Below are 18,593 nucleotides of genomic sequence, written 5' to 3'. Positions count from 1 at the left end.
CCCCCGGGCCGAGAGGAACCCCGACCGACGACGAGACCCCGGCTGATCCCCATGGACACCGCCCGACGACTGCTCCTGGTCGACCCCGACTCCGCCTCCCGGGCCGCGGTGCAGGCCGCCCTGTCCGGCCTCGGCATGGTGCGAGTCGAGCGGTCCATCGCCGACTACGACGGGGCGGTCCGGGCCCTTGACGGCCCGGCGATCGACCTGTTGCTGATCGTCCTCGACGCCGACCCCGAGCGCGCCCTGGCCGCCATCCGCCAGATCCGGGCCGCGGCCCCCCGCGTCCCGATCCTGCCGGCCAGCCGATCCCGGGACGGCGAGACGATCCTCAAGGCCCTCCGGGCCGGGGCCACCGAGTTCCTCCCCTTGCCGATCGACGCGGAGGAGGCACGCGCCTCCATCGACCGCCTGATGCCCTCCGCCGCCCCCGAGGTCGCCGGCCAGGGCGCCATGCTGACCATCGTCGGCGCCTCCGGCGGGGTCGGCTGCACGACCCTGGCGGTGAACCTGGCCACCATGCTCGCCAAGGCCCCGGGCGCCTCGGTCGCCCTGGTCGACCTCGACCTGCTGCTCGGCTGCGTCGACACCCTGCTCGACGTCATGCCCGAGCTCACCCTGGCCGACGTCACCTCGGAGATCGACCGCTACGACGAGACCCTGCTGCACCGCGTCCTCACCCGGCACGAGTCCGGCGTCCACGTCCTCTCCGCTCCCACGGACATGGAGGACGCCGCCCGGGTCGAGCCCGAGGCGCTCCGCCGCCTGCTGGAACTGCTGCTCCGCGCCTTCCGCTTCGTCGTCGTCGACGTCAGCAAGGGGTTCCAGGCCACCGACTTCATCGCCCTGGAGCTGGCCGACACCATCCTCATGGTCACCCAGCTCGACGTCTGCAGCCTCCGCAACGGGGCCCGGCTGATGCAGCTCTTCCGGCAGGTCGAGGGGGTGTCCGACCGGGTCAAGGTGGTGGTCAACCGGGTCGGGTCGGACATCACCAGCATCGGCCTGAAGAAGGCCGAGGAGACGCTCGGCGCCCCGATCGGCTGGCAGATCCCCAACGTCTCCGACATCGTCAACTCGGCGCGGGTCAAGGGCGTCCCCATCGAGGTCGAGGCCCCCAAGCACCGGATCACCCGCGCCCTGCAGGACATCGCCCGGGGCTTCGCCCCGATCGGCGGCGACCGGCCGCCGAAGCCGTTCCTCGGCAAGTTCGCCGCCATGTTCACCTGAATCAGACACGCGAGGCCCCCGCCCGGCTCGGCCGTCAGGGGGAACCCCGCCGGAGGCATCCCGCCGATGATCAACGGATTCGGCCGCAGCCCGCTCGGCCAGCGCACCCTTGGGACGTCCCACGTCCCGGCGAGGACCCCCCCCGCCGAGCAGCCCGAGGTCGCCGCGCCGCCCCCCCCTCCCCCGCCCCCCAAGCAGGCCAACCGCGACCCCGAGCAGCCCAAGGCCGACCCGGCCGTCGCCCAGTTCGAGGCCATCAAGCGCCGGATCCACGGAAAGCTCGTCGATCGCCTCGACTTCAACCGGGTCAACGAGCTCGACCCCCGGACCGTCCGGCTCGAGGTCCGCTCCGTCATCGAGCACCTGCTCGATGAAGACAACCCGATGCTCAACAAGGCCGAGCGCCAGAAGCTCGTCGACGAGATCCTCGACGAGACCTTCGGCCTCGGCCCGCTGGAGGCGCTGCTCAAGGAGGAGGGGATCGGCGACATCATGATCAACGGCCCCCGCTTCGTCTTCATCGAGAAGAAGGGCCGCATCGAGCGCTCGATCATCAACTTCCGGGACGACGACCACCTGCTCCAGATCATCGACCGCATCGTCTCCCGGGTCGGTCGTCGCATCGACGAGAGCTCGCCGATGGTCGACGCCCGGCTCCCGGACGGCTCGCGGGTCAACGCCATCATCCCCCCGCTGGCGCTGGACGGGCCGGTGCTGACCATCCGGATGTTCGGGTCCAAGCCCCTCACCCAGGACGACCTGCTCCGCTTCAAGGCCTTCACGCCCGAGATGCTGATCCTGCTCGAAGCGGCCATGAAGGCGCGCCTCAATGTGATCATCTCCGGCGGCACCGGGTCGGGCAAGACGACCCTGCTGAACACCCTCTCCGGCTTCATCCAGAACGACCACCGGATCATCACCATCGAGGACGCCGCCGAGCTCCGCCTCCAGCAGGAGCACGTCGTCCGCCTGGAGACCCGGCCGGCCAACGTCGAGGGCCGGGGGGCCGTCACGGCGACCGACCTCGTCAAGAACGCCCTCCGCATGCGGCCCGACCGCGTGATCATCGGCGAGTGCCGAGGGTCCGAGACCCTCGACATGATCCAGGCCATGAACACCGGCCACGACGGCTCGCTGACCACCGTCCACGCCAACAACCCGCGCGACGCCATGAGCCGGCTGGAGACCATGATCAGCATGGCCGGCCTGGAGCTGCCCATCCGGGCGCTCCGCGCCCAGTTCGCCTCGGCCGTCGACCTGATCATCCAGGCCAACCGCCTCCAGGGCGGCCCCCGCAAGGTGACGAGCATCACCGAGGTCGTCGGCATGGAGGGGGACACGATCATCATGCAGGAGATCTTCAAGTTCGAGCAGCTCGGCGTCGACTCCAACGGCCGGGCCCACGGCCGGTTCGTCTCCACCGGCATCCGGCCCACCTTCATGGACCGCCTTGAGTCCTCCGGCTGCGTCGTCCCCCAGGACCTCTTCCGCCAGCGCGTGCTGCTGGACGACTGACCCCCGGGCCGGGTCCGAATCCCGCCGCCCGACGACCGACGTCACCCCGCACCCACCCCCCGGAGCCCCCGACGATGGACCCCATCACCCTCGTGACGATCGCGGCCGGCGCGGCCATCGCGCTCGTGGTCGCCGGCGTGGCGATGGCGCTGGTGAAGCCGGAATCGGCCCTGGCCGAGGAGCGCCTGGAGCACCTGACCACCGGCAAGCGGCCCAGGCAGCAGCGGATGCAGGCGGCCGACTCGCTGCTGCGGGTCCCCTCGATCCAGTCCGGGCAATTCGCCGCGCTGGAGCGGCTCGTCCCCAGCTTCGACTCGATCAAGGAGCTGTACGAGCAGGCCGACATGAGCCTGCCGTTCAAGACGTTCCTCATGATCGCCTGCGTCATGGGGGCGGCCGGCGTCGTCCTCACCGGGGTGCTCGTCTCCCCGCTGCTGGCCCCGGTCTCCGGGCTAGTGCTCGGGGCCGGGATGCCCTACTTCTTCCTGCTCTGGCGCAAGGGCAAGCGGATCTCCCTGTTCATGGCCTCCCTGCCCGAGGCCGTCGAGCTGATGAGCCGGGCCCTGCGGGCAGGCCACGGCCTGGCCTCCGGCATGCAGCTTGTCTCCCAGGAGATGAAGGGGCCGGTCTCCGCCGAGTTCGGCCGCGCCTTCGAAGAGCAGAACCTCGGGGTGCCGATGGACGACGCCCTCCGGGGCATCTCCACCCGGATCCCGACGATGGACGTCCGCTTCCTCGTCACCGCCATCATCATCCAGCGCACCACCGGCGGTGACCTGGCCGAGGTGCTTGACAAGATCGGCCGGCTCATCCGCCAGCGGTTCGAGCTGGTCGGCCACGTCAAGGCGCTCACCGCCGAGGGCCGCCTCTCGGGCATGGTCCTCATGGCCCTGCCGCCGGGCCTGCTCGCCTTCATCGCCGCGAGCAACCCGTCCTACGTCTCCCCGCTGTTTACCACCACCCTGGGCACCAAGCTCCTGGCCGTCACCGTCTTCCTCCAGGTGCTCGGGGCCGTGGCGATCAAGAAGATCATCTCGATCAAGGTCTGACCCGGGACCCCGCCCCCGACCCCCGATCCGGCCGACCCCCGAGTCGGCCGACGACCGCCTGAGAGGCCCAGCCGTGCCCACCCTCGAGAGCTCCCTGACCCCCGAGACCCTGGTGCCGATGGCCACCTTCCTGGCCATCATGCTCGGCGGCTGGGCCCTGCTGCTGGTCCTGTCCAGCCGACCGACCAAGGCCGAGGACCGCCTCAAGCGGATGCTCGAGCGCCCCCAGGACGAGCTCGAACGCCTCCGGCAAACGCGAGAACGCACGCGGATCCAGGAGAAGGTGGCCGAGGCCGCCCGACGCCTCTCCGCGCCGATGCAGCCGAAGGACGAGGCCGAGCTGGGCAAGATCCGCCTGACCCTGCTCAACGCAGGGATCCGGAGCCCCCAGGCGGTGCAGATCTTCCTCGGCATGAAGATGCTCAGCTTGCTGCTGGGGCTGGCCCTGGCCACCCCCGCCGCACTCTCCAAGGGGTTCGACCGCAACAGCCTGCTGACGATGGTCGCCGCCGGCGGCATCGGCTTCTACCTGCCCGGCTTCGTCGTCTCCCAGAAGCGCCGGGCCCGGCAGAAGGCCATCTTCCTCGGCCTGCCCGATGCGTTGGACCTGATGGTCGTCTGCGTCGAGGCCGGCCTCGGCTTCGACGCCGCCATGCGTCGCGTGACCGCCGAGCTGAACGAGTCGTGCCCCGAGGTCTGCGACGAGCTGAACATCGTCAACTTCCAGATCCAGATGGGCCGGCCCCGCCGGGAGGCCCTCCGGGACCTGGGGATCCGCACCGGGGTCGAGGACGTCCGGGCCCTGGCGGCGGTCATCATCCAGGCGGAGAAGTTCGGCTCGCCGATCGGCGCCGCCCTCCGCGTCCAGTCCGACGCGATGCGGACCCGACGACGCCAGATGGCCGAGGAGAAGGCGGCCCAGACCGCGGTGAAGATCATGCTCCCGCTGATCATGTTCATCTTCCCGGGCGTCTTCGTGGTGCTCGTCGGCCCCGCCGCGATCAAGATCATGGACACGATGATGAACAAGTGAACGTTCCGAGGGGAACTCGATTCGACCTGACGGACCGGAGGCCCGCCATGCGGAAAGTCCAAGCGACCTACATCGACCCCCACGCCTCGCCGCCGCGATCGACCGGGCAGCAGGCCTTCGTGTTCCTGGTCGGCCTGCTCACGCTGCCGCTGCTCTTCGACGGCGGGAAGCTCTGCTACATCCGGTGGGCCGCGATGTTCGGGCCGATCCCGACCGTCAGCACGCCGTCGCTCGACCTGGTCCATCTCTACCTCGACGAGGCCAGCGTCCTCCTCCGGCGGGCCTACCAGCACGCGTTCCGGCGGGGGCCCTGGCGGCCGGAGTGGGCCGTCGGCATGCTGGCCTTCAGCCTGATGGTCGGCGTCCTGGTCATGAGGCATCATCGCCTGAAATGACCCGGACCCCTCGCCGCCCCCCACGGGCGGCGAGGGGCGTCCCGGGGCGGATCGGGCCCGGCCTTCAGGCGACGGCCCGGCCCCTGGCCTCGGCCAGGATCCGGAGCGCCTGCTCGGCCGCCTCCCGGCCGCTCCGGACGCAATCCGGCACGCCGACCCCGGAGAACGCGTTGCCGGCCAGGATCAGCCCCGGCTGCGAGGCCGCCCGGCGTCGGATCGAGGCCACCCGGTCCAGGTGGCCGAGCGTGTATTGCGGCATCGCCCTCGGGTGGCGGGCGACCCGGCAGACCAGCGGGTCGCCCGAGGCGCCCAGCAACTCGCCCACCTCCCGCCGGGCCAGCGCGGCCAGCTCCTCATCGTCCCGGTCGAACAGGTGACCCTGCAAGGCGCCGCCGATGAAGACGCGGAGCAGCACCGTCCCCTCCGGCGCCCGGCCCGGGAACTTCACGCTGGTGAAGGACACCGCCAGGATCTCCCGGCCCTCGACCGCCGGCACGACCAGCCCGAAGCCGTCGAGCGGGTGCGACACCCGGTCCCTCGGGTAGCCCAGCTGGACGATCGCCGAGGAGGCATAGGGGATCGACCTGAGGTCCAGGGCCAGGTCCGGCGCCTCGCCGTCGATCAGCCGGGCCGCCGCATGGGCCTCGACGGCCAGGATCACCGCCCGGGCCTCCAGCGCGGGGCCGTCCAGCAGCTCGACCCGCCAGGTCCCCTCCGGGCCCTGCCGGGCGACCCTCCGGACGGGGCTCGACCGCCGGATCGCCCCCCTGGGGAGGGCGCCGGCCAGCGTCTCGGGCAGGGTGTCCATGCCCGCGGCGAGGGTCTGGAAGAGGCTGTAACGCGCCCCCGACTCCCCCCGACTCCCCTGCCGGGCGGCCCGCCCCTGACGCAGGGCGGCGCGGATCAGGCTGCCGTGCTCGCGCTCCATCATCGGGAACTGCGGCAGCGTGGCCCGGAGGCTCAGCTCCTCGGGGTCGGCCGTGTAGATGCCGCCGACCAGCGGCTGGACCAGGCGATCCAGCGCCTCCCGACCGAGCCGACGCCGGACGAAGCTCGCCAGGCTCTCGTCGGCGTCGTCCCGCCTGGGGGGGAGGACCAGATCCATCGCCATCCGGAGCTTGCCCCGCCACGAGAGGATCGGCGAGGCCAGCAGCGGCCCGAGCCGCTGGGGCGCCATCAGCACGAACCCCTCGGGCACCGGCAGCAGCTTCCCGCCTCGGACCACGAACGAGCGCCGGTGGCGGTCGTCGGTGCCGATGAGCTGGTCCCCCAGGCCGATCGAACGGCACAGGTCCAATGCCTGGGGCTTGTTGGTGATGAACGAATCGGCCCCGCCTTCGAGCGTGAAGCCGTCGACCCGGTCGGTCCAGATCGCCCCCCCGATCCGACTCCGGGCCTCCAGCACCACGACCTCGACCGGCGACGCCTCATCCCCGAGGCCTTCGACCAGCCGGTGGGCCGCCGTCAGGCCGGAGAGCCCGGCCCCGACGACGATGACCCGATCGGGATGGGTGAGTCGATTCGACACCGCGCGCACTCCTCGTCCTCGGGGTCGCCGGGACCGCCCGACCCGGCCCCGGCCTTCGGCGGAGCCCGCCTGACGGGGATGGGACCCCGGTCCCGGTATAACGCGACGGGGCCACCCCCGACAAGCTCCGAGCCCGATCCACCATCCCGGGAAAAATTGCGGCCCTGTCGGGCGGAATCGGGGCCTACATCCATAGGAGACCGGGCGCCGGACAACCCCCGGGATTGCCCCCAATCCCCATCGGGCCGGGCCCCGCCGGATCAGGTCCGACGGGGCCCGGAATCGGCCCGCTGCCCCCGAAGAGGCGAATGGATCCCGAAGATGGTCCCTCCAGCCGCCCGAACATCCTCGAAGACGCCCGACGGCCTGGTCCCTGGTTCGGGCTCAGTCGACCCCGGACGCCGCGGGGGCCGACTCGGCCGGCGTGGACGAGGGGCCCATGCCCGGGGGGATGCCCGGCGAGGCCGAGGGCGGGGGAGTGTCCGGGTCGATGTCCGGCGCCGAGGGGCCACCGCCGCCGGAGCATCCGACGAGGCCCAGGGTTGCGACCATCGCGGCCGGGAGCAAAATCAGGGTTCGAAAGGTGGTCATCGGTTCAATCATCTCGTGGTGACGGTGATCCCGGGGCGGGCCCCGGGCGGGACCTCGGTCCGGGACTCAGAACTGGTCGGCGGAGACGACCTCGCCGCCCTTGCGGGTCGACAGGTTGCGATAAATGCCGACGCGGTCCTGGCCGTTGCCGGCGGCGCTGGGGGCGAACTGGGCCGCGTTGCCGATGTCGATCGTCTCCTTGAGGAAGCGGACCGAGCCGTCGCCGAACAGGAAGTTCGCGCCGCCCGGGTGCTGGCTCAGGAAGCCGAACTGCCCCATCTCCAGGCCTCCGCCGTTCTGATAGATCCAACTCTGCGAATCGGCCGGCGCGGTCCAGACCCCTTCGGGCTCCGGGACCAGCAGTCCGGAGTTCAGTCGGGGGCCGGTCGAGGCCATGCCCTGCGGGCGGGTGTGGCCGGCGGCGCCGAACCACAGCGATCGGTTCCAGAAGTTGAAGATTTCGTCCGGATCATTGATGAACCGGGCCTTCTCGCCCACAAAGATCGTGTTGCTCAGGCCGTCACGATACTCCGAGATCTTGAAGGTCTTGTCGTCGACGCTGAACGCGCCGTCGGTCGGGATCATGTTCGGGCAGCCGAGCCACCAGCGATAGACGTCGTTGGTGCCCGTCGAAGCGGCATAGGAGGTCGGGGAATAGGCATTCCCATTGACGCCGGCCGTGAAGCTCGACTTGGTGTCGATGTCCGACGGGCAGACGAAACTGTTGACCACGGTCACGTACGCCGTGCTCTGGATGTATCCCATCCCCTGGCTCGACGTGCCGGCGACCCCGGCCGGGGGCAGGTCCATGTTGATGGCCTGGTAGATGTTCCCCTGCTCCACGAACGGCAGGATCATCGTGAACATGCTGTGCCCGCGCGAACCGTAGATCGGGCCGGAACAACTGCCGTCATTGGGCTTCGCGTAGTAGAACGAGGCCGGCGGGAAGACGCCGTAGGAACTCTCGTAATTGGCCAGGCCCAGGCCGATCTGCTTGAGGTTGTTGGTGCACTGGGCCCTCCGGGCCGCCTCCCGGGCGCTCTGCACGGCGGGCAGCAGCAGGGCGATGAGCACGCCGATGATGGCGATGACGACCAACAGCTCGATCAGCGTGAAACCGCGCCTCGAGGACGTTCGGCTCTTCATCTTCACGACTCCTTGGTACGGAACATGGATGTAAAATCACCGATCGCGACCGGCCCCGATTTCAGGTCGGCTGCTTGCATGATTTGAGGATCGCGTTAGAGGATGGTGACGATTGGGGCGATCGATCCGCGGCGACCGAATCAATTAACCATCACCCGACCTGAATCGTGCCGGGTCGTTCGCGGTCACGAGCATCTTGGATGCCAAGGCCGTGCCATCGGTCGGGCGCAAGATCACCCGGTCAGGAGACGAGCGTTCGCCCCCGAATCGAAATGCCCCGTGGGGGGTGCGGCCGAGATCTCCGAGCACGGCACGATCACGCATCCCGACCCGAGCAGGTCTCAGATCGGTGAGAGAGGATTGCGTCGATCCACGTGCGCCGAGGAACGATGACTACATTACTCAAGTGTCAAGGCGGGCGGCAAGCATCATTTCTTCACGGCCGAAATTCCGTCCGGTCGCCGGAGTTGCGTCCCCAAGGCCGCAGTGTTTGCATCAGAACACGATCTCACACAAGGATTTGCGGTCGACCTTCGGGTCGAATGGCGGGCCCGCGTCACGGCTACGGGGGAGAAGCGAACGAGGCGACGTCCCGGGTCATCGACCCGGGACGCCGCCTTGAGGAGCGGAGGATTGATGGCCTGCCTTCGGCCCGATCACTCGGGGATCGGCTGGGGGGCCTGGGGAGGGGCCGCCGCCCCGTCGCCGACGGTGTAGCGTGCCTTCGAGGCGTCGCTCGCCTCCTGGGGAGGCGCGGGGGGCGGCGGGGGCGGCTCCTCCTCGCCGGCACATCCGGCGAGCAGGGGCAGCAACACCAGGGCGGATCGCATCGCGAGTCGGATCATGGGATCTCCGGTTCCGGTTGCCGGTGGCGTTACGTGGGGACGCCAGGGGACCTGCGGGGCTCAGTACTGGTCGGAGCTGATCACCTCGCCGCCGGCCCGGGTCCCGAGGGCCCAGAGCGTCTGCAATGCGATGGTCTGCTTGATGAACCGGACCGACCCGTCGCCCAGCAGGAACAGGGCACCGCCCGGGTGGAGGCTGCGGAAGCCGAACTGCCCGTAGTTCTGGGCGATCGAGTCGTACTTCCAGTCCTCGGGACCCCGGTTGTCGACGTAGGCATACGTGCCGCCGGTGTCATACGACGGGGCGTTGATCTTCGGCACCGTGTAGGCGAAGATCGGCGGGCGGGAGCCTCCCAGGTCGTCGCCGAACCAGCCGTTGATCGTCCAGAAGTTGAAGATGGAGGACCCGGGCTCGTTCGGGAATCGGGAATACTCGCCGATGAACATGGTATTGCTCAGGCCGTCCCGGACGTCGGCGATCTTGAACTGGTAGTTCAGGCCGAACATGCCGGTGGGCTTGATCCGGTTGCAGTACCCGTCCCAGGGCGGACCGGCCGCGTTGATGTAGCGGAGCAGCTCCACGTCGCCGGCCACGCCGGCATACGACCGCTGGTTGTACGGGTAGTAATAGACCCGCGCCTCCCAGTCGATGCCCCGGGGCGCCGGCAATCGCTCCTCGGAGGGGCAGATGTACGTGTCGACCACCGCCGCCTGGGCGGTCGCGTTGCGGATGTCCGCCGAGAGGACCGAGTAATTGTAGGCGTTCGCCAGGACCGCCTGCTCCAGCTGGGGCAACATGTAATGGAACATGCTGTGCCCCCACTGCCCGCCCGGCGTGTAGATGCCGCCGGCGCAGGGGTTGTTCACCGGGTTATTCTGGGTGCGGTACATCAACCCGGTCGGGAAGGATCCGATCGAGCTCTCGTAATTATGCAGGGCCAGGCCCATCTGCTTCAGATGGTTGGTGCACTGGGCACGCCGGGCGGCCTCCCGGGCGCTCTGCACGGCGGGCAGCAGCAGGGCGATGAGCACGCCGATGATGGCGATGACGACGAGCAACTCGATCAGCGTGAACCCTCTCCTCGAGGCCGATCGATGAGACATGGGGGGATGCTCCTTGGGGTGGGATTGGGGGATGCGATGACAGACAGGAGGACGTCGGTCTCGGGTTCGCCCGGAGGTGACGGACGATGCGCCTCGAGTGTCGATCCGGACAGGGCAAGCGACGCCCTGCAGGGTTTCCGCTCAGCGTCTCGGCGGCCGAAGATCGGGTGTCCTGAATGATGACAAAACCGGATCCGGAACGCGCGATCCGACGCTCGACGAGTCTCGATGGAGTTAGGCGACAACGGCAAAATGATTGTCCCCCCGATCGCTCGGGAGGGACGCCGCCCAACCAGACGTGGGACCTTCATGCGACCCGGCCGGGAGGGGAGCCCGTCCGGGTGGATGTCCAGGCAGGAATGCGTACGTCACCCAGTTTACGCACGCGTGCGGGCCGTCGACAAGTGTGATCCCGCCACATCCCGGGGAAATCGCGGACGATCGACGAAGCCGCCTGGGGCCGGTGCAAGCCCCTATCCGCGCCATTCGTGCACGAAATCGACGAGCGCCCGGACGTGATCGACCGGCGTCTGCGGCAAGATCCCGTGCCCCAGGTTGAAGATGTGGCCCGGACGGCCTGCGGCCTGCTGGAGGACCAGGCGGGCCTGACGCTCGATCTCCTCCCGGGTCGACAGCAGGACGACCGGGTCGAGGTTCCCCTGCACCCCCACCCCGGGCCCGAGCCGGTCCCAGGCCTCGTCCAGCTCGACCCGCCAGTCGAGGCCGATCACCGAGCCCCCGGCGTCCCGCTGCGCCTCCAGCAGGGTGGCGGTGCCGGTGCCGAAGTGGATCGCCGGGACGTCGGCCGGGAGCGCCGCGAAGAGGCGGCGCATGTGGGGCTGGACGAAGCGTTTGTAGTCGCGGGGCGAGAGCGTCCCCACCCAGCTGTCGAAGAGTTGCAGGGCCTGGGCGCCGGCCTCGGCCTGGGCGTTCAGGTACAGGGCGGTGGCGTCGGTCAGCCGCCCCATCAGCACGTCCCAGGCCGCCGGGTCGCGGTACATGAAGGCCTTGGCGCGGTCGTAGTGGCGGGAGCCTCCACCCTCGATCGCGTAACAGGCCAGCGTGAACGGGGCGCCGGCGAAACCGATGAGCGGCACCGAGGGGGGCAGCGCCGCCCGGATCTGCGCCACGGCCTCCGTCACGTAGCTCAGGGCCCCGGCGTCGGCCATCGGCCGGATCCGGTCGACGTCGATCGGCTCGACCACCGGGTTGTGGATGACCGGCCCCTCCCCCTTGGCGAACTCCAGGTCCAGGCCCAGGGGCTCCAGGATCAGCAGGATGTCGGCGAAGAGGATCGCCGCGTCGACGCCCAGCCGCTCGGCGGCGGTCACCGTGACTTCGGTCGCCAGGTCCGGCGTCTTGCACAGCTCCAGGAAGGAGACCTTGGAGCGCAACTCCCGGTAGTCGGCCATGTAGCGGCCCGCCTGCCGCATCAGCCAGATCGGCGTCACCTCGGTCGGCTCGCGCCGGCAGGCCTTCAGGAAGGGAGGATCCTCGCGACGATCCGGCATTTGCGACGTCCCCGTCGATTCGATGCGACATCCGGTGTCGGGCATCCGTGCGCCCGCCCGTCCCTGCCCATTCTGCGCGCAAGATTGCGGGGAAGTCCAGCATACCCGCCACGATGCCGCCCCGGGGGGCCGATGGGTCAGCGGCGGCCGGGGTCGAGCACCTCGAAGAGTGATTGCGTGCGGACGATCGAGCAATCGTCAGGGAAAGTGTGGAAGGCCTGCACGGAGAGGCCGTTGGCCCGGGGATCGACCCGGATGAAGCTGACCGGCGAGGGGGCCATGCGGTTCCGGGGGGAGAAGCGGTGGTAGAGCCCCTTCCCCGCGTCGAGCGACAGCTCGTCGCAGAGGTGGCGGAAGACCTCGTCGTCGAGGCGTTCGGAATCGAAGCAGGTCTGGTACTCGACGGCGACCCCCTGCCGGAGGGTCGCCGAGTGCTCGTGGCGGACCGGACGGCGCAGCAGCACGCCCCGGTCGGGCAGCGGGGTCTCCGGCCCGCGGAGCACCTCGGTCAGGCATCCCGTCCCGTTGGTCCAGGTGATCGCGTGGCCGCCCTCGATGATTCTGAGGTCGGCCTCCCAGGCCGGACGGCTGACCCGGCGGTGGCTGCGGACGGCGAACCAGTCCGGGTGGATTGCCCGGGCGAAGACCTGGAATTCGAGGTCGACGACCTTCGACCGACCGTAGCTGACGCCCATCCCGACGTCTCCCCTTGATCGCTCGTCCCTGATCACGCCCCGAGACGGGCACTGAGGATATTATAGTATGACCGCAATCGGAGGCGAACCGCGTCAGGCTCCGACCCGAACTCGTCGCGTTCAGGCAACGGACCCTCTCGGCTTGACCCCCGAGCGGGCCGGCCTTAGACTCGCCCCGCCGCCGAGGGGGATGACTCGCGAAGGACCGCGACCCGGGCCGTGCCGCCCGGCCCTCGATCGCCACGGAGGACCGCGGTGATCCCGATCCGAGCCCGATCCACCAGCTTCGACCTCGACTCCCCCCCGCCGCTCCCGGAACGCGTCGTCGACGCCTGGAGGCGGCGGGGGCCCCGGTACGTCTGGCACAAGGCCCTGCGTCGAGGCCTCCGTCGCTGGCCCTCCTGGAGGAGACGGATACTCTACCGAAACCCGCGCTCGTATTGGAACCTGCGTGGCGGCCATGATTATTTTCGGGAACAGGAAGGCCAGCCGGGCCGAGCCCGACGCGCCGAGTGGCTGGCCGACCGGATCGCCCGATACGCCCCGGACTCGGTGCTGGAGATCGGCTGCGGCTACGGCAAGCAGCTCCGAGAACTGCGAGGCCGACTGCCCGCCGCGGCGCTGGTCGGGGTCGACTTCAGCCCCTCCCAGCTCGACTACGCCCAGGAGTACCTCGACGACCTCGACGGCCTCTCCCTGCTCCTGGGGGACGGCCAGCGGCTGCCGTTCCCGGATTCCTCGTTCGACCTGGTGCTCACCTCCGCGGTGATCCTCCACAACGCCCCCGAGGTGGCCGACCGGATCCGTCGCGAGGCGATCCGGGTCGCCCGCCGTTGGGTGGCGCACAACGAGGATACGGACCGGACCTACAATCGGTTCGGCTACGACACCGCCGCCTGGTACCGCCAGGCCGGCATCCGGCTGGCCGAGGTCGGCCCGATCCCCGTCGGCCCGGCCGACGAGGTCGCCCGCTCGCAATTCTGCGTCGCCGCGCTCTGATCCGGCCCGGTCGGGCCCCGCGTCCCTCCATCGAGCGGTGAGCATCCGTGACCGCCATCCCGAGCCCTCCCCCCGCCCCCGCCGTCGCCCGCCCCCCGGGGGCCGCCGAGCCCCCGGCCGCCGAGGGCCGTCGCGCCCTGAACGACAGCCTGATCGTGACGGTCGGCGGCCAGCTCGAGCGCGCCCTCGGCACCCTGACCGCCCTGGCGATGAAGTGGGGACTCGACCCCGCGCAGCACGGCATCTACTCCGGACTCCGGCTGACCCTCGACCACGCCAACCGCGCCAGCCTCGGCATCGGCCGGGGGGCCGTCCAGGAGATTCCCGTGCTCCTGGCCTCGGGCCGGGAGGACGAGGCGAGGCGCGTGGCCGACGCCTCCTTCGCCGCCTGCACCGCCGCCGCCCTGCTCTACGCCGCCGGGCTGCTCGCCCTGGCCTGGTGGCGGTGGCCGAGGGGCCCCGACCCCGACCCGACCGCCCTGGCCTGGTCCGCCGGCCTAATCGCGGTGGCGGCCCTCGTGCTCATCAAGCGATATCAGGACTTCCTGATCGCCCTGCACCGCGCCCAGCGCCGGTTCGCCCTGACGACGGAGCTGGCCGTCGTCGACGCGGCCCTGTTCGCCGCCCTGGTGGCCCTGGGCCTCTGGCTGGCGGGCCTGTGGGGCCTGCTGGCGGCTATCGGCCTGCTCGGCCTCTTCAACGTCGCCTACCTCCACGCCCGGCACCCCATGCGGCTGGGCCTGGCCTGGGACGGCCCGATCACGCTCCGGCTGCTGCGGACCGGCCTGCCGATCCTGGCCAACTCGGCCGCCTTCGCCGGGCTGTTGAGCCTCGACCGCGTGCTGATCCTCTCGCTGGCCCCTGATGGCGCCGAGGCGGCCGGCTACTACGCGATCGCCCTGATGGGTACCGGCTGGACGCTCGACCTGGGCGGGCGGATCGCCTCGGTCATGTATACCTATTTCCAGACGACGCTGGGACGCACCCGGGATCCCGTCGCCGTGGCGAGGCAGGCCGCCCGGGTGGTCGAAGCGATGGCCCCGCCGCTGATCGCCGGCAGCGCCGTGGCCTACCTCGTCGCCCCGACGTTCCTGGGGACGCTGGTCCCCCGATACGCCCCTGGCCTGGAGGCCCTCCGGCCGCTGCTGCCCGGGACGGTGCTGCTGGGGCTGGCCCTGCCGGCCCGGGAGGCGATGATCGCCGTCGACCGCCCCTATCGCCTGGCCCTGGTCACCCTGCCCGGCCTGCTGCTGGCGGCCGCGGTCGGCGGGATCGGGGCGATGCGATCGGGGATCGTCGGCGTCGCCTGGGGGATGACGGCCGGCTACGCGACGGTCTACCTGCTGACCAGCCTCTCGGCCCTGGTGGGCGGACTCGGATCCCGGGGCTGGCTGGCCCACCAGGCCCGGCTCGCCCGGACAATTTGCTGGTACGCGGCCGGTGCCCTGCTCGCGGCCCACCTGCCGATCGGCGGCCCGTCCTGGAAGACGTTCACCCTCCGCCTGCTGCTGCTCGCCGCCTGGGGACTGCCCGCGTTGGCGGTTTGGGGCCGGTCCCACGGCTGGGGCGGGCTGGCCGGGCGATTCGGGCGCGGGGCCCCGCCTCGTCCGGACTCGGGGCGACCCGAGGCCGGCTGATCGGCGACGGCCCCGGCCCGTCGACGGATCGACACCCAGGAGCGCACGGATGCTCGACCTCGGTTTCACCCTCCTCCTCGCCTCGTGGTCGGCGGCCGTCGGCCTCGCCCTGCTCCGGCGCCTCGGCCCGCGCCCCGAGTACCCGGCCGACGCCCTCGGCCTGGCGATCACGCTGGGACTGGGCACCCTGGCCACCGCGGCCCTCGGCCTGGCCCAGTTCGGTCGACTCGGGCCGGAGGGGTTGCTGACGGTGCTCGGCCTCGGGCTCGTCGGAGTGATCTGGTCGCGTTCGGCCACCGTCCTCGACCCCGCCCCGGGTCAACCCTACCCCGCCCCCCGCGAGCGGGGTGCGGGCCGGGGTGAGGGGGCATCGCCCGAGGCGGATCGCCCCGACAACCCGGTTCGACGCCACGGCCTGCACCCCCTCGACCTCGTCTTCGACGCCTCCCTCATCGTCATCCTGGTCGGTTCGCTGCTGACCGCCCTGGCCCCGCCGACCGACGGCGACGCCCTCTGCTACCACCTCCAGGTGCCGAAGCTGTTCCTCGGCGACGGCTCGGCGTCCTTCGATCCGGACCTCCACGAGACGGTCTACCCGCTGGTCACGGAGCTGCTCTACGCCGTCGCGCTGGCCTTCCGGGGCCCGGTCGCGTGCCGGCTGGTCCAGTGGACGCTCGGGATCGCCTTCGCCCTGAACGTGGCGAGCCTGGCCCGGCCCTTCCTGGGTGATCGGGCCCGGTGGGCGGCGACGATCGCCCTGGGCGTGCCGGCGGTCTCCAACGGCATGGGGGCGCCGCTGAACGACGTGGCCCTCGCCACCTTCGGCACGGCGGCCCTGGTCGCCTGGTGCCGCTGGCTCGACCGGCCGACCCCGGGTGCCGCCGCGCTCGCCGGAGTGCTGGCCGGCCTGGCGATGGGGGTGAAGTACCCGGCCCTCGTCTGGGCCGGGGTGATCGGCCTGGGGATGGTGCTGGCCGCCCGGCCGGGCCGGCTGCCGGTCCGATCGGCCCTGGCGCACGCGGCCCTCTTCGGGGGCGTCGCCGCGCTGATCGGCGGGTGCTGGTATCTGAGGGCGTACCTCGCCACCGGGAACCCGGTCCACCCGTTCTTCCGGGACGTCTTCGGCTCGGGCTTCGACGTGGTGCTGACCCCCGACAAGCGGCCGATGGACCCCACCCCCTGGAACGTCCTGACCGCGCTGGTGCCGATGACCCTCGACCCGAACCGCTTCGACAGCTTCGCCCACCAGTTCGGCCCCGCCTTCCTCCTGTTCCTGCCGGCGATGCTGCTCCGCCGCCCCCCGGCCCGGCTCGCCGCGATCGTCGCCGTGTCGTATGCCTTCGTCGTGCTCTGCCTGACCCAGCGCCAGAGCATGCGATTCGTCCTGCTCGCCGTCGGGCCGATGTCGGTGGCGGTCGCCTGGCTGGCCCTCGGTTGGCGGGAACGCAGGGGGATCGCCCCCAGGCTGCTGCTGTCGGGTCTCGCCCTGGTGCTCGCCTTCGAGGCGACGATCGCCGCCTCCCGCGCCCGGCACGGCCTCGCCGCGGCGATCGGGCTCGAATCACATGACGAGTTCCTCAGCCGTCGAGAGCCGACCTACCGGGTCGGCCGGTGGATCGACGACCACCTGCCCGAGCATGCCCGGATCGTCGGCCAGGACCACCGGGGGTTCTACCTCTCCCGGCCCTACACCATGGAGAAGGCCCACCGCCGGCGGACCGGCCTGGGGACCCGGGGCGAGTCCCCCGACCAGGTCGTCACCCACCTCGTCGGGCGCGGGTTCACCCACCTGCTGCTCTGCCCGCCCGTCCCCGAGGACGCCGTCGAGTTCGACCCCGAGCTCGGCCGGCTGCTCGCCCCCTGGCTCGACGGCCGGGTGCCGCTGCACGCCGAATCGATCACCGACCCCGACGGCGTCACCCGGCGGTACGCGCTCTACGACCTCCACGACCCGTCACCGATCGCCTCCGCCCCCGACCGGGACCCGCTCCAATGACCGCCCGCCACCCGACCCTCTCCGAGCTTCGGCGCCGGGAGCTGTTCGGCCCCGACGCCCGGATCGGCAACTGGCTCGCCCGGCGCTTCGCCCGGCCGACCGCGGTCTATGGGACCTGGCTCGCCGTCCGGCTCGGATGCTCGGCGAATCAACTGACGATGGCGGCGCTGGCCGCCTCGCTCTCCTCCGCCGCGGCGATCGGCCTCGGGACGCGCGCCGGGTTCGTCGCCGGGTCCCTGCTCTGCCTCCTGGCGTTCTGGCTCGACCGGGTCGACGGACAGGTCGCCCGCTGGCGGGGGACCGCGGGGCTCGTCGGGGTCTATCTCGATTATCTGATGCATCACGCGGCCTCGATGGCGCTCGGATTCTCGCTCGGCTTCGGGCTCGCGAACCGGACGGGGGATCCCTCCTGGGCGGCAGCCGGTTTCGCGGTCTCGGCGGGCTGGACCTTCCTGAGCATCCACAACGATTGCCGATACAAGGCGTTCTTCCAGCCGCTCAAGCGGTCCGCCGGCTCCTTCCGGGTCGATGGCGGCTCCGGCGGGCGGCCGGGCCCCCCTGCCCCGTGGCCGAAGCGAGGCATCGGGATGCTGACGTGGCCCTGCTACAAGTCGTGCGAGCCCCACGTCTCGCTGATGACGCTGCTCGGACTGTCGGCCCTGGCGGTGGTGTTCCCTCCGGCGTGGGAGGTTGCCTGGCGGGCTTACGCCCTGGCGATGGCGGCGATGGCCCCGGTGCTCGCCTCGGCCCGGGTCGCGAGGGCCGTCCGGAGGAAGGCCGTCGACGAAGAGTTCTCCGACTGGTTCCGACCGATCGAACGATCGTCCACGCCATCGTCCCCTGGCGCCAGCCACGCCGGCAATCCCCGCTCGTAGAACGGGACGACCTGGGCGATGCTCGCGAAGAAGAGGACCCCGGTCGCGACGTTGAACGCGAACGTCGAGATTACCCAGGGGATGATCGACGCGCCCCGCGGCCTGACGGCCCACGTGGCGGCGACCGCGCCGCCCTGCAACCCGAAGAACGCGAGCTGATAGCCCTGCACCCGGCCGACCGGGGCGAGGAAGACATACTCGTGGATGATCGCCGAGACGGCGAAGACCGCGAGCGTCGCCCGGATCGGGGCCGTCCGGCCGTCGAGGCGCCCGAACACGTCCGCCCGGAAGAAGTGGTTCACCGGCCGGTTGTACCGCCTCCAGAAGTCCGCCGGGGTCCGGGAGGCGAACGGGTTGGCCATCGGATCGATCCCCCGCACACCCAGCAGCCGGAGGGCCGATGTCAGCAACCTCGACGTCGGGACCAGGACGAGAAAGAAGGCC

General features: G+C 70.9%; 15 protein-coding genes and 1 pseudogene. 9 read left to right on the top strand and 7 right to left on the bottom strand.

Annotation, left to right across the window (positions count from 1 at the left end; all coding sequences use genetic code 11):
• The first annotated feature begins 51 nt into the window (after positions 1–51).
• From ElP_RS18845 to ElP_RS18825, 5 genes are all read left to right on the top strand, one after another.
• Positions 52–1,230, top strand: a complete 1,179-nt coding sequence (locus ElP_RS18845; protein WP_145271897.1) for an AAA family ATPase — start codon at positions 52–54, stop codon at positions 1,228–1,230.
• Between the two features lie 66 nt (positions 1,231–1,296).
• Positions 1,297–2,745: a CpaF family protein gene (locus ElP_RS18840; protein ID WP_145271895.1), complete on the top strand. Its 1,449-nt coding sequence runs from the start codon at positions 1,297–1,299 to the stop codon at positions 2,743–2,745.
• A gap of 74 nt (positions 2,746–2,819) precedes the next feature.
• Positions 2,820–3,794, top strand: a complete 975-nt coding sequence (locus ElP_RS18835) for a type II secretion system F family protein (protein ID WP_145271893.1) — start codon at positions 2,820–2,822, stop codon at positions 3,792–3,794.
• A gap of 73 nt (positions 3,795–3,867) precedes the next feature.
• Positions 3,868–4,827, top strand: coding sequence for a type II secretion system F family protein (locus ElP_RS18830; protein WP_231749179.1), 960 nt, complete (start codon positions 3,868–3,870; stop codon positions 4,825–4,827).
• Positions 4,828–4,874: 47 nt separating this feature from the next.
• Complete coding sequence (locus ElP_RS18825; protein ID WP_145271892.1) at positions 4,875–5,222, top strand: hypothetical protein; 348 nt, start codon at positions 4,875–4,877, stop codon at positions 5,220–5,222.
• Positions 5,223–5,286: 64 nt separating this feature from the next.
• On the opposite strand, the gene hemG is transcribed toward ElP_RS18825, so the two are convergent.
• The 6 genes from hemG to ElP_RS18795 all read right to left on the bottom strand — a co-directional run bounded on the left by hemG (position 5,287) and on the right by ElP_RS18795 (position 12,642).
• Positions 5,287–6,750, bottom strand: a complete 1,464-nt coding sequence (gene hemG, locus ElP_RS18820; protein WP_231749178.1) for a protoporphyrinogen oxidase — start codon at positions 6,748–6,750, stop codon at positions 5,287–5,289.
• A 657-nt stretch (positions 6,751–7,407) separates the two neighbouring features.
• On the bottom strand, positions 7,408–8,487 hold the full coding sequence (locus ElP_RS18815; RefSeq protein ID WP_145271890.1) for a DUF1559 domain-containing protein: 1,080 nt from the start codon (positions 8,485–8,487) through the stop codon (positions 7,408–7,410).
• A gap of 656 nt (positions 8,488–9,143) precedes the next feature.
• On the bottom strand, positions 9,144–9,332 hold the full coding sequence (locus tag ElP_RS18810) for a hypothetical protein (RefSeq protein WP_145271888.1): 189 nt from the start codon (positions 9,330–9,332) through the stop codon (positions 9,144–9,146).
• Positions 9,333–9,392: 60 nt separating this feature from the next.
• Positions 9,393–10,436, bottom strand: coding sequence for a DUF1559 domain-containing protein (locus ElP_RS18805; protein WP_145271886.1), 1,044 nt, complete (start codon positions 10,434–10,436; stop codon positions 9,393–9,395).
• Positions 10,437–10,909: 473 nt separating this feature from the next.
• Entirely contained in the window at positions 10,910–11,947 is a 1,038-nt protein-coding gene (gene hemE, locus ElP_RS18800; protein WP_145271884.1) for a uroporphyrinogen decarboxylase, read from the bottom strand.
• Between the two features lie 137 nt (positions 11,948–12,084).
• Complete coding sequence (locus ElP_RS18795) at positions 12,085–12,642, bottom strand: DUF2617 family protein (protein ID WP_145271882.1); 558 nt, start codon at positions 12,640–12,642, stop codon at positions 12,085–12,087.
• 255 nt (positions 12,643–12,897) lie between these two features.
• Between ElP_RS18795 and ElP_RS18790 the strand changes: the two genes are divergently transcribed.
• The 4 genes from ElP_RS18790 to ElP_RS18770 are packed head-to-tail and all read left to right on the top strand — an operon-like array spanning position 12,898 to position 18,149.
• Positions 12,898–13,641 carry a class I SAM-dependent methyltransferase gene (locus ElP_RS18790; RefSeq protein ID WP_231749177.1) on the top strand — a complete coding sequence of 248 codons (744 nt, stop codon included), beginning with the start codon at positions 12,898–12,900 and terminating at the stop codon, positions 13,639–13,641.
• Positions 13,642–13,688: 47 nt separating this feature from the next.
• Positions 13,689–15,278: a lipopolysaccharide biosynthesis protein gene (locus ElP_RS18780; protein WP_197446165.1), complete on the top strand. Its 1,590-nt coding sequence runs from the start codon at positions 13,689–13,691 to the stop codon at positions 15,276–15,278.
• Positions 15,279–15,327: 49 nt separating this feature from the next.
• Entirely contained in the window at positions 15,328–17,274 is a 1,947-nt protein-coding gene (locus tag ElP_RS18775) for a glycosyltransferase family 39 protein (protein WP_145271880.1), read from the top strand.
• A complete protein-coding gene (locus ElP_RS18770; RefSeq protein ID WP_145271878.1) occupies positions 17,271–18,149 on the top strand; it encodes a CDP-alcohol phosphatidyltransferase family protein in 879 nt (292 codons plus the stop codon). The genes ElP_RS18775 and ElP_RS18770 overlap by 4 nt, the downstream gene beginning before the upstream one ends.
• Before the next feature lie 32 nt (positions 18,150–18,181).
• On the opposite strand, the pseudogene ElP_RS39780 reads toward ElP_RS18770, so the two are convergent.
• Positions 18,182–18,511: pseudogene (locus ElP_RS39780) on the bottom strand (MBOAT family O-acyltransferase); the annotation flags it as partial.
• Positions 18,512–18,593: the final 82 nt, after the last annotated feature.

This window comes from Tautonia plasticadhaerens, assembly GCF_007752535.1.
Taxonomy (GTDB): Bacteria; Planctomycetota; Planctomycetia; order Isosphaerales; family Isosphaeraceae; genus Tautonia; species Tautonia plasticadhaerens.
Note: the sequence above shows the minus strand (reverse complement) of the source record. Positions and strands in the feature narration are given on the sequence as shown.

Coding starts and splice junctions, on each gene's coding strand:
- ElP_RS18845 (WP_145271897.1), top strand. CDS start 52: ATGGACACCGCCCGACGACTGCTCCTGGTCGACCCCGACTCCGCCTCC.
- ElP_RS18840 (WP_145271895.1), top strand. CDS start 1,297: ATGATCAACGGATTCGGCCGCAGCCCGCTCGGCCAGCGCACCCTTGGG.
- ElP_RS18835 (WP_145271893.1), top strand. CDS start 2,820: ATGGACCCCATCACCCTCGTGACGATCGCGGCCGGCGCGGCCATCGCG.
- ElP_RS18825 (WP_145271892.1), top strand. CDS start 4,875: ATGCGGAAAGTCCAAGCGACCTACATCGACCCCCACGCCTCGCCGCCG.
- ElP_RS18815 (WP_145271890.1), bottom strand. CDS start 8,487: ATGAAGAGCCGAACGTCCTCGAGGCGCGGTTTCACGCTGATCGAGCTG.
- ElP_RS18810 (WP_145271888.1), bottom strand. CDS start 9,332: ATGATCCGACTCGCGATGCGATCCGCCCTGGTGTTGCTGCCCCTGCTC.
- ElP_RS18805 (WP_145271886.1), bottom strand. CDS start 10,436: ATGTCTCATCGATCGGCCTCGAGGAGAGGGTTCACGCTGATCGAGTTG.
- hemE (WP_145271884.1), bottom strand. CDS start 11,947: ATGCCGGATCGTCGCGAGGATCCTCCCTTCCTGAAGGCCTGCCGGCGC.
- ElP_RS18795 (WP_145271882.1), bottom strand. CDS start 12,642: ATGGGCGTCAGCTACGGTCGGTCGAAGGTCGTCGACCTCGAATTCCAG.
- ElP_RS18775 (WP_145271880.1), top strand. CDS start 15,328: ATGCTCGACCTCGGTTTCACCCTCCTCCTCGCCTCGTGGTCGGCGGCC.
- ElP_RS18770 (WP_145271878.1), top strand. CDS start 17,271: ATGACCGCCCGCCACCCGACCCTCTCCGAGCTTCGGCGCCGGGAGCTG.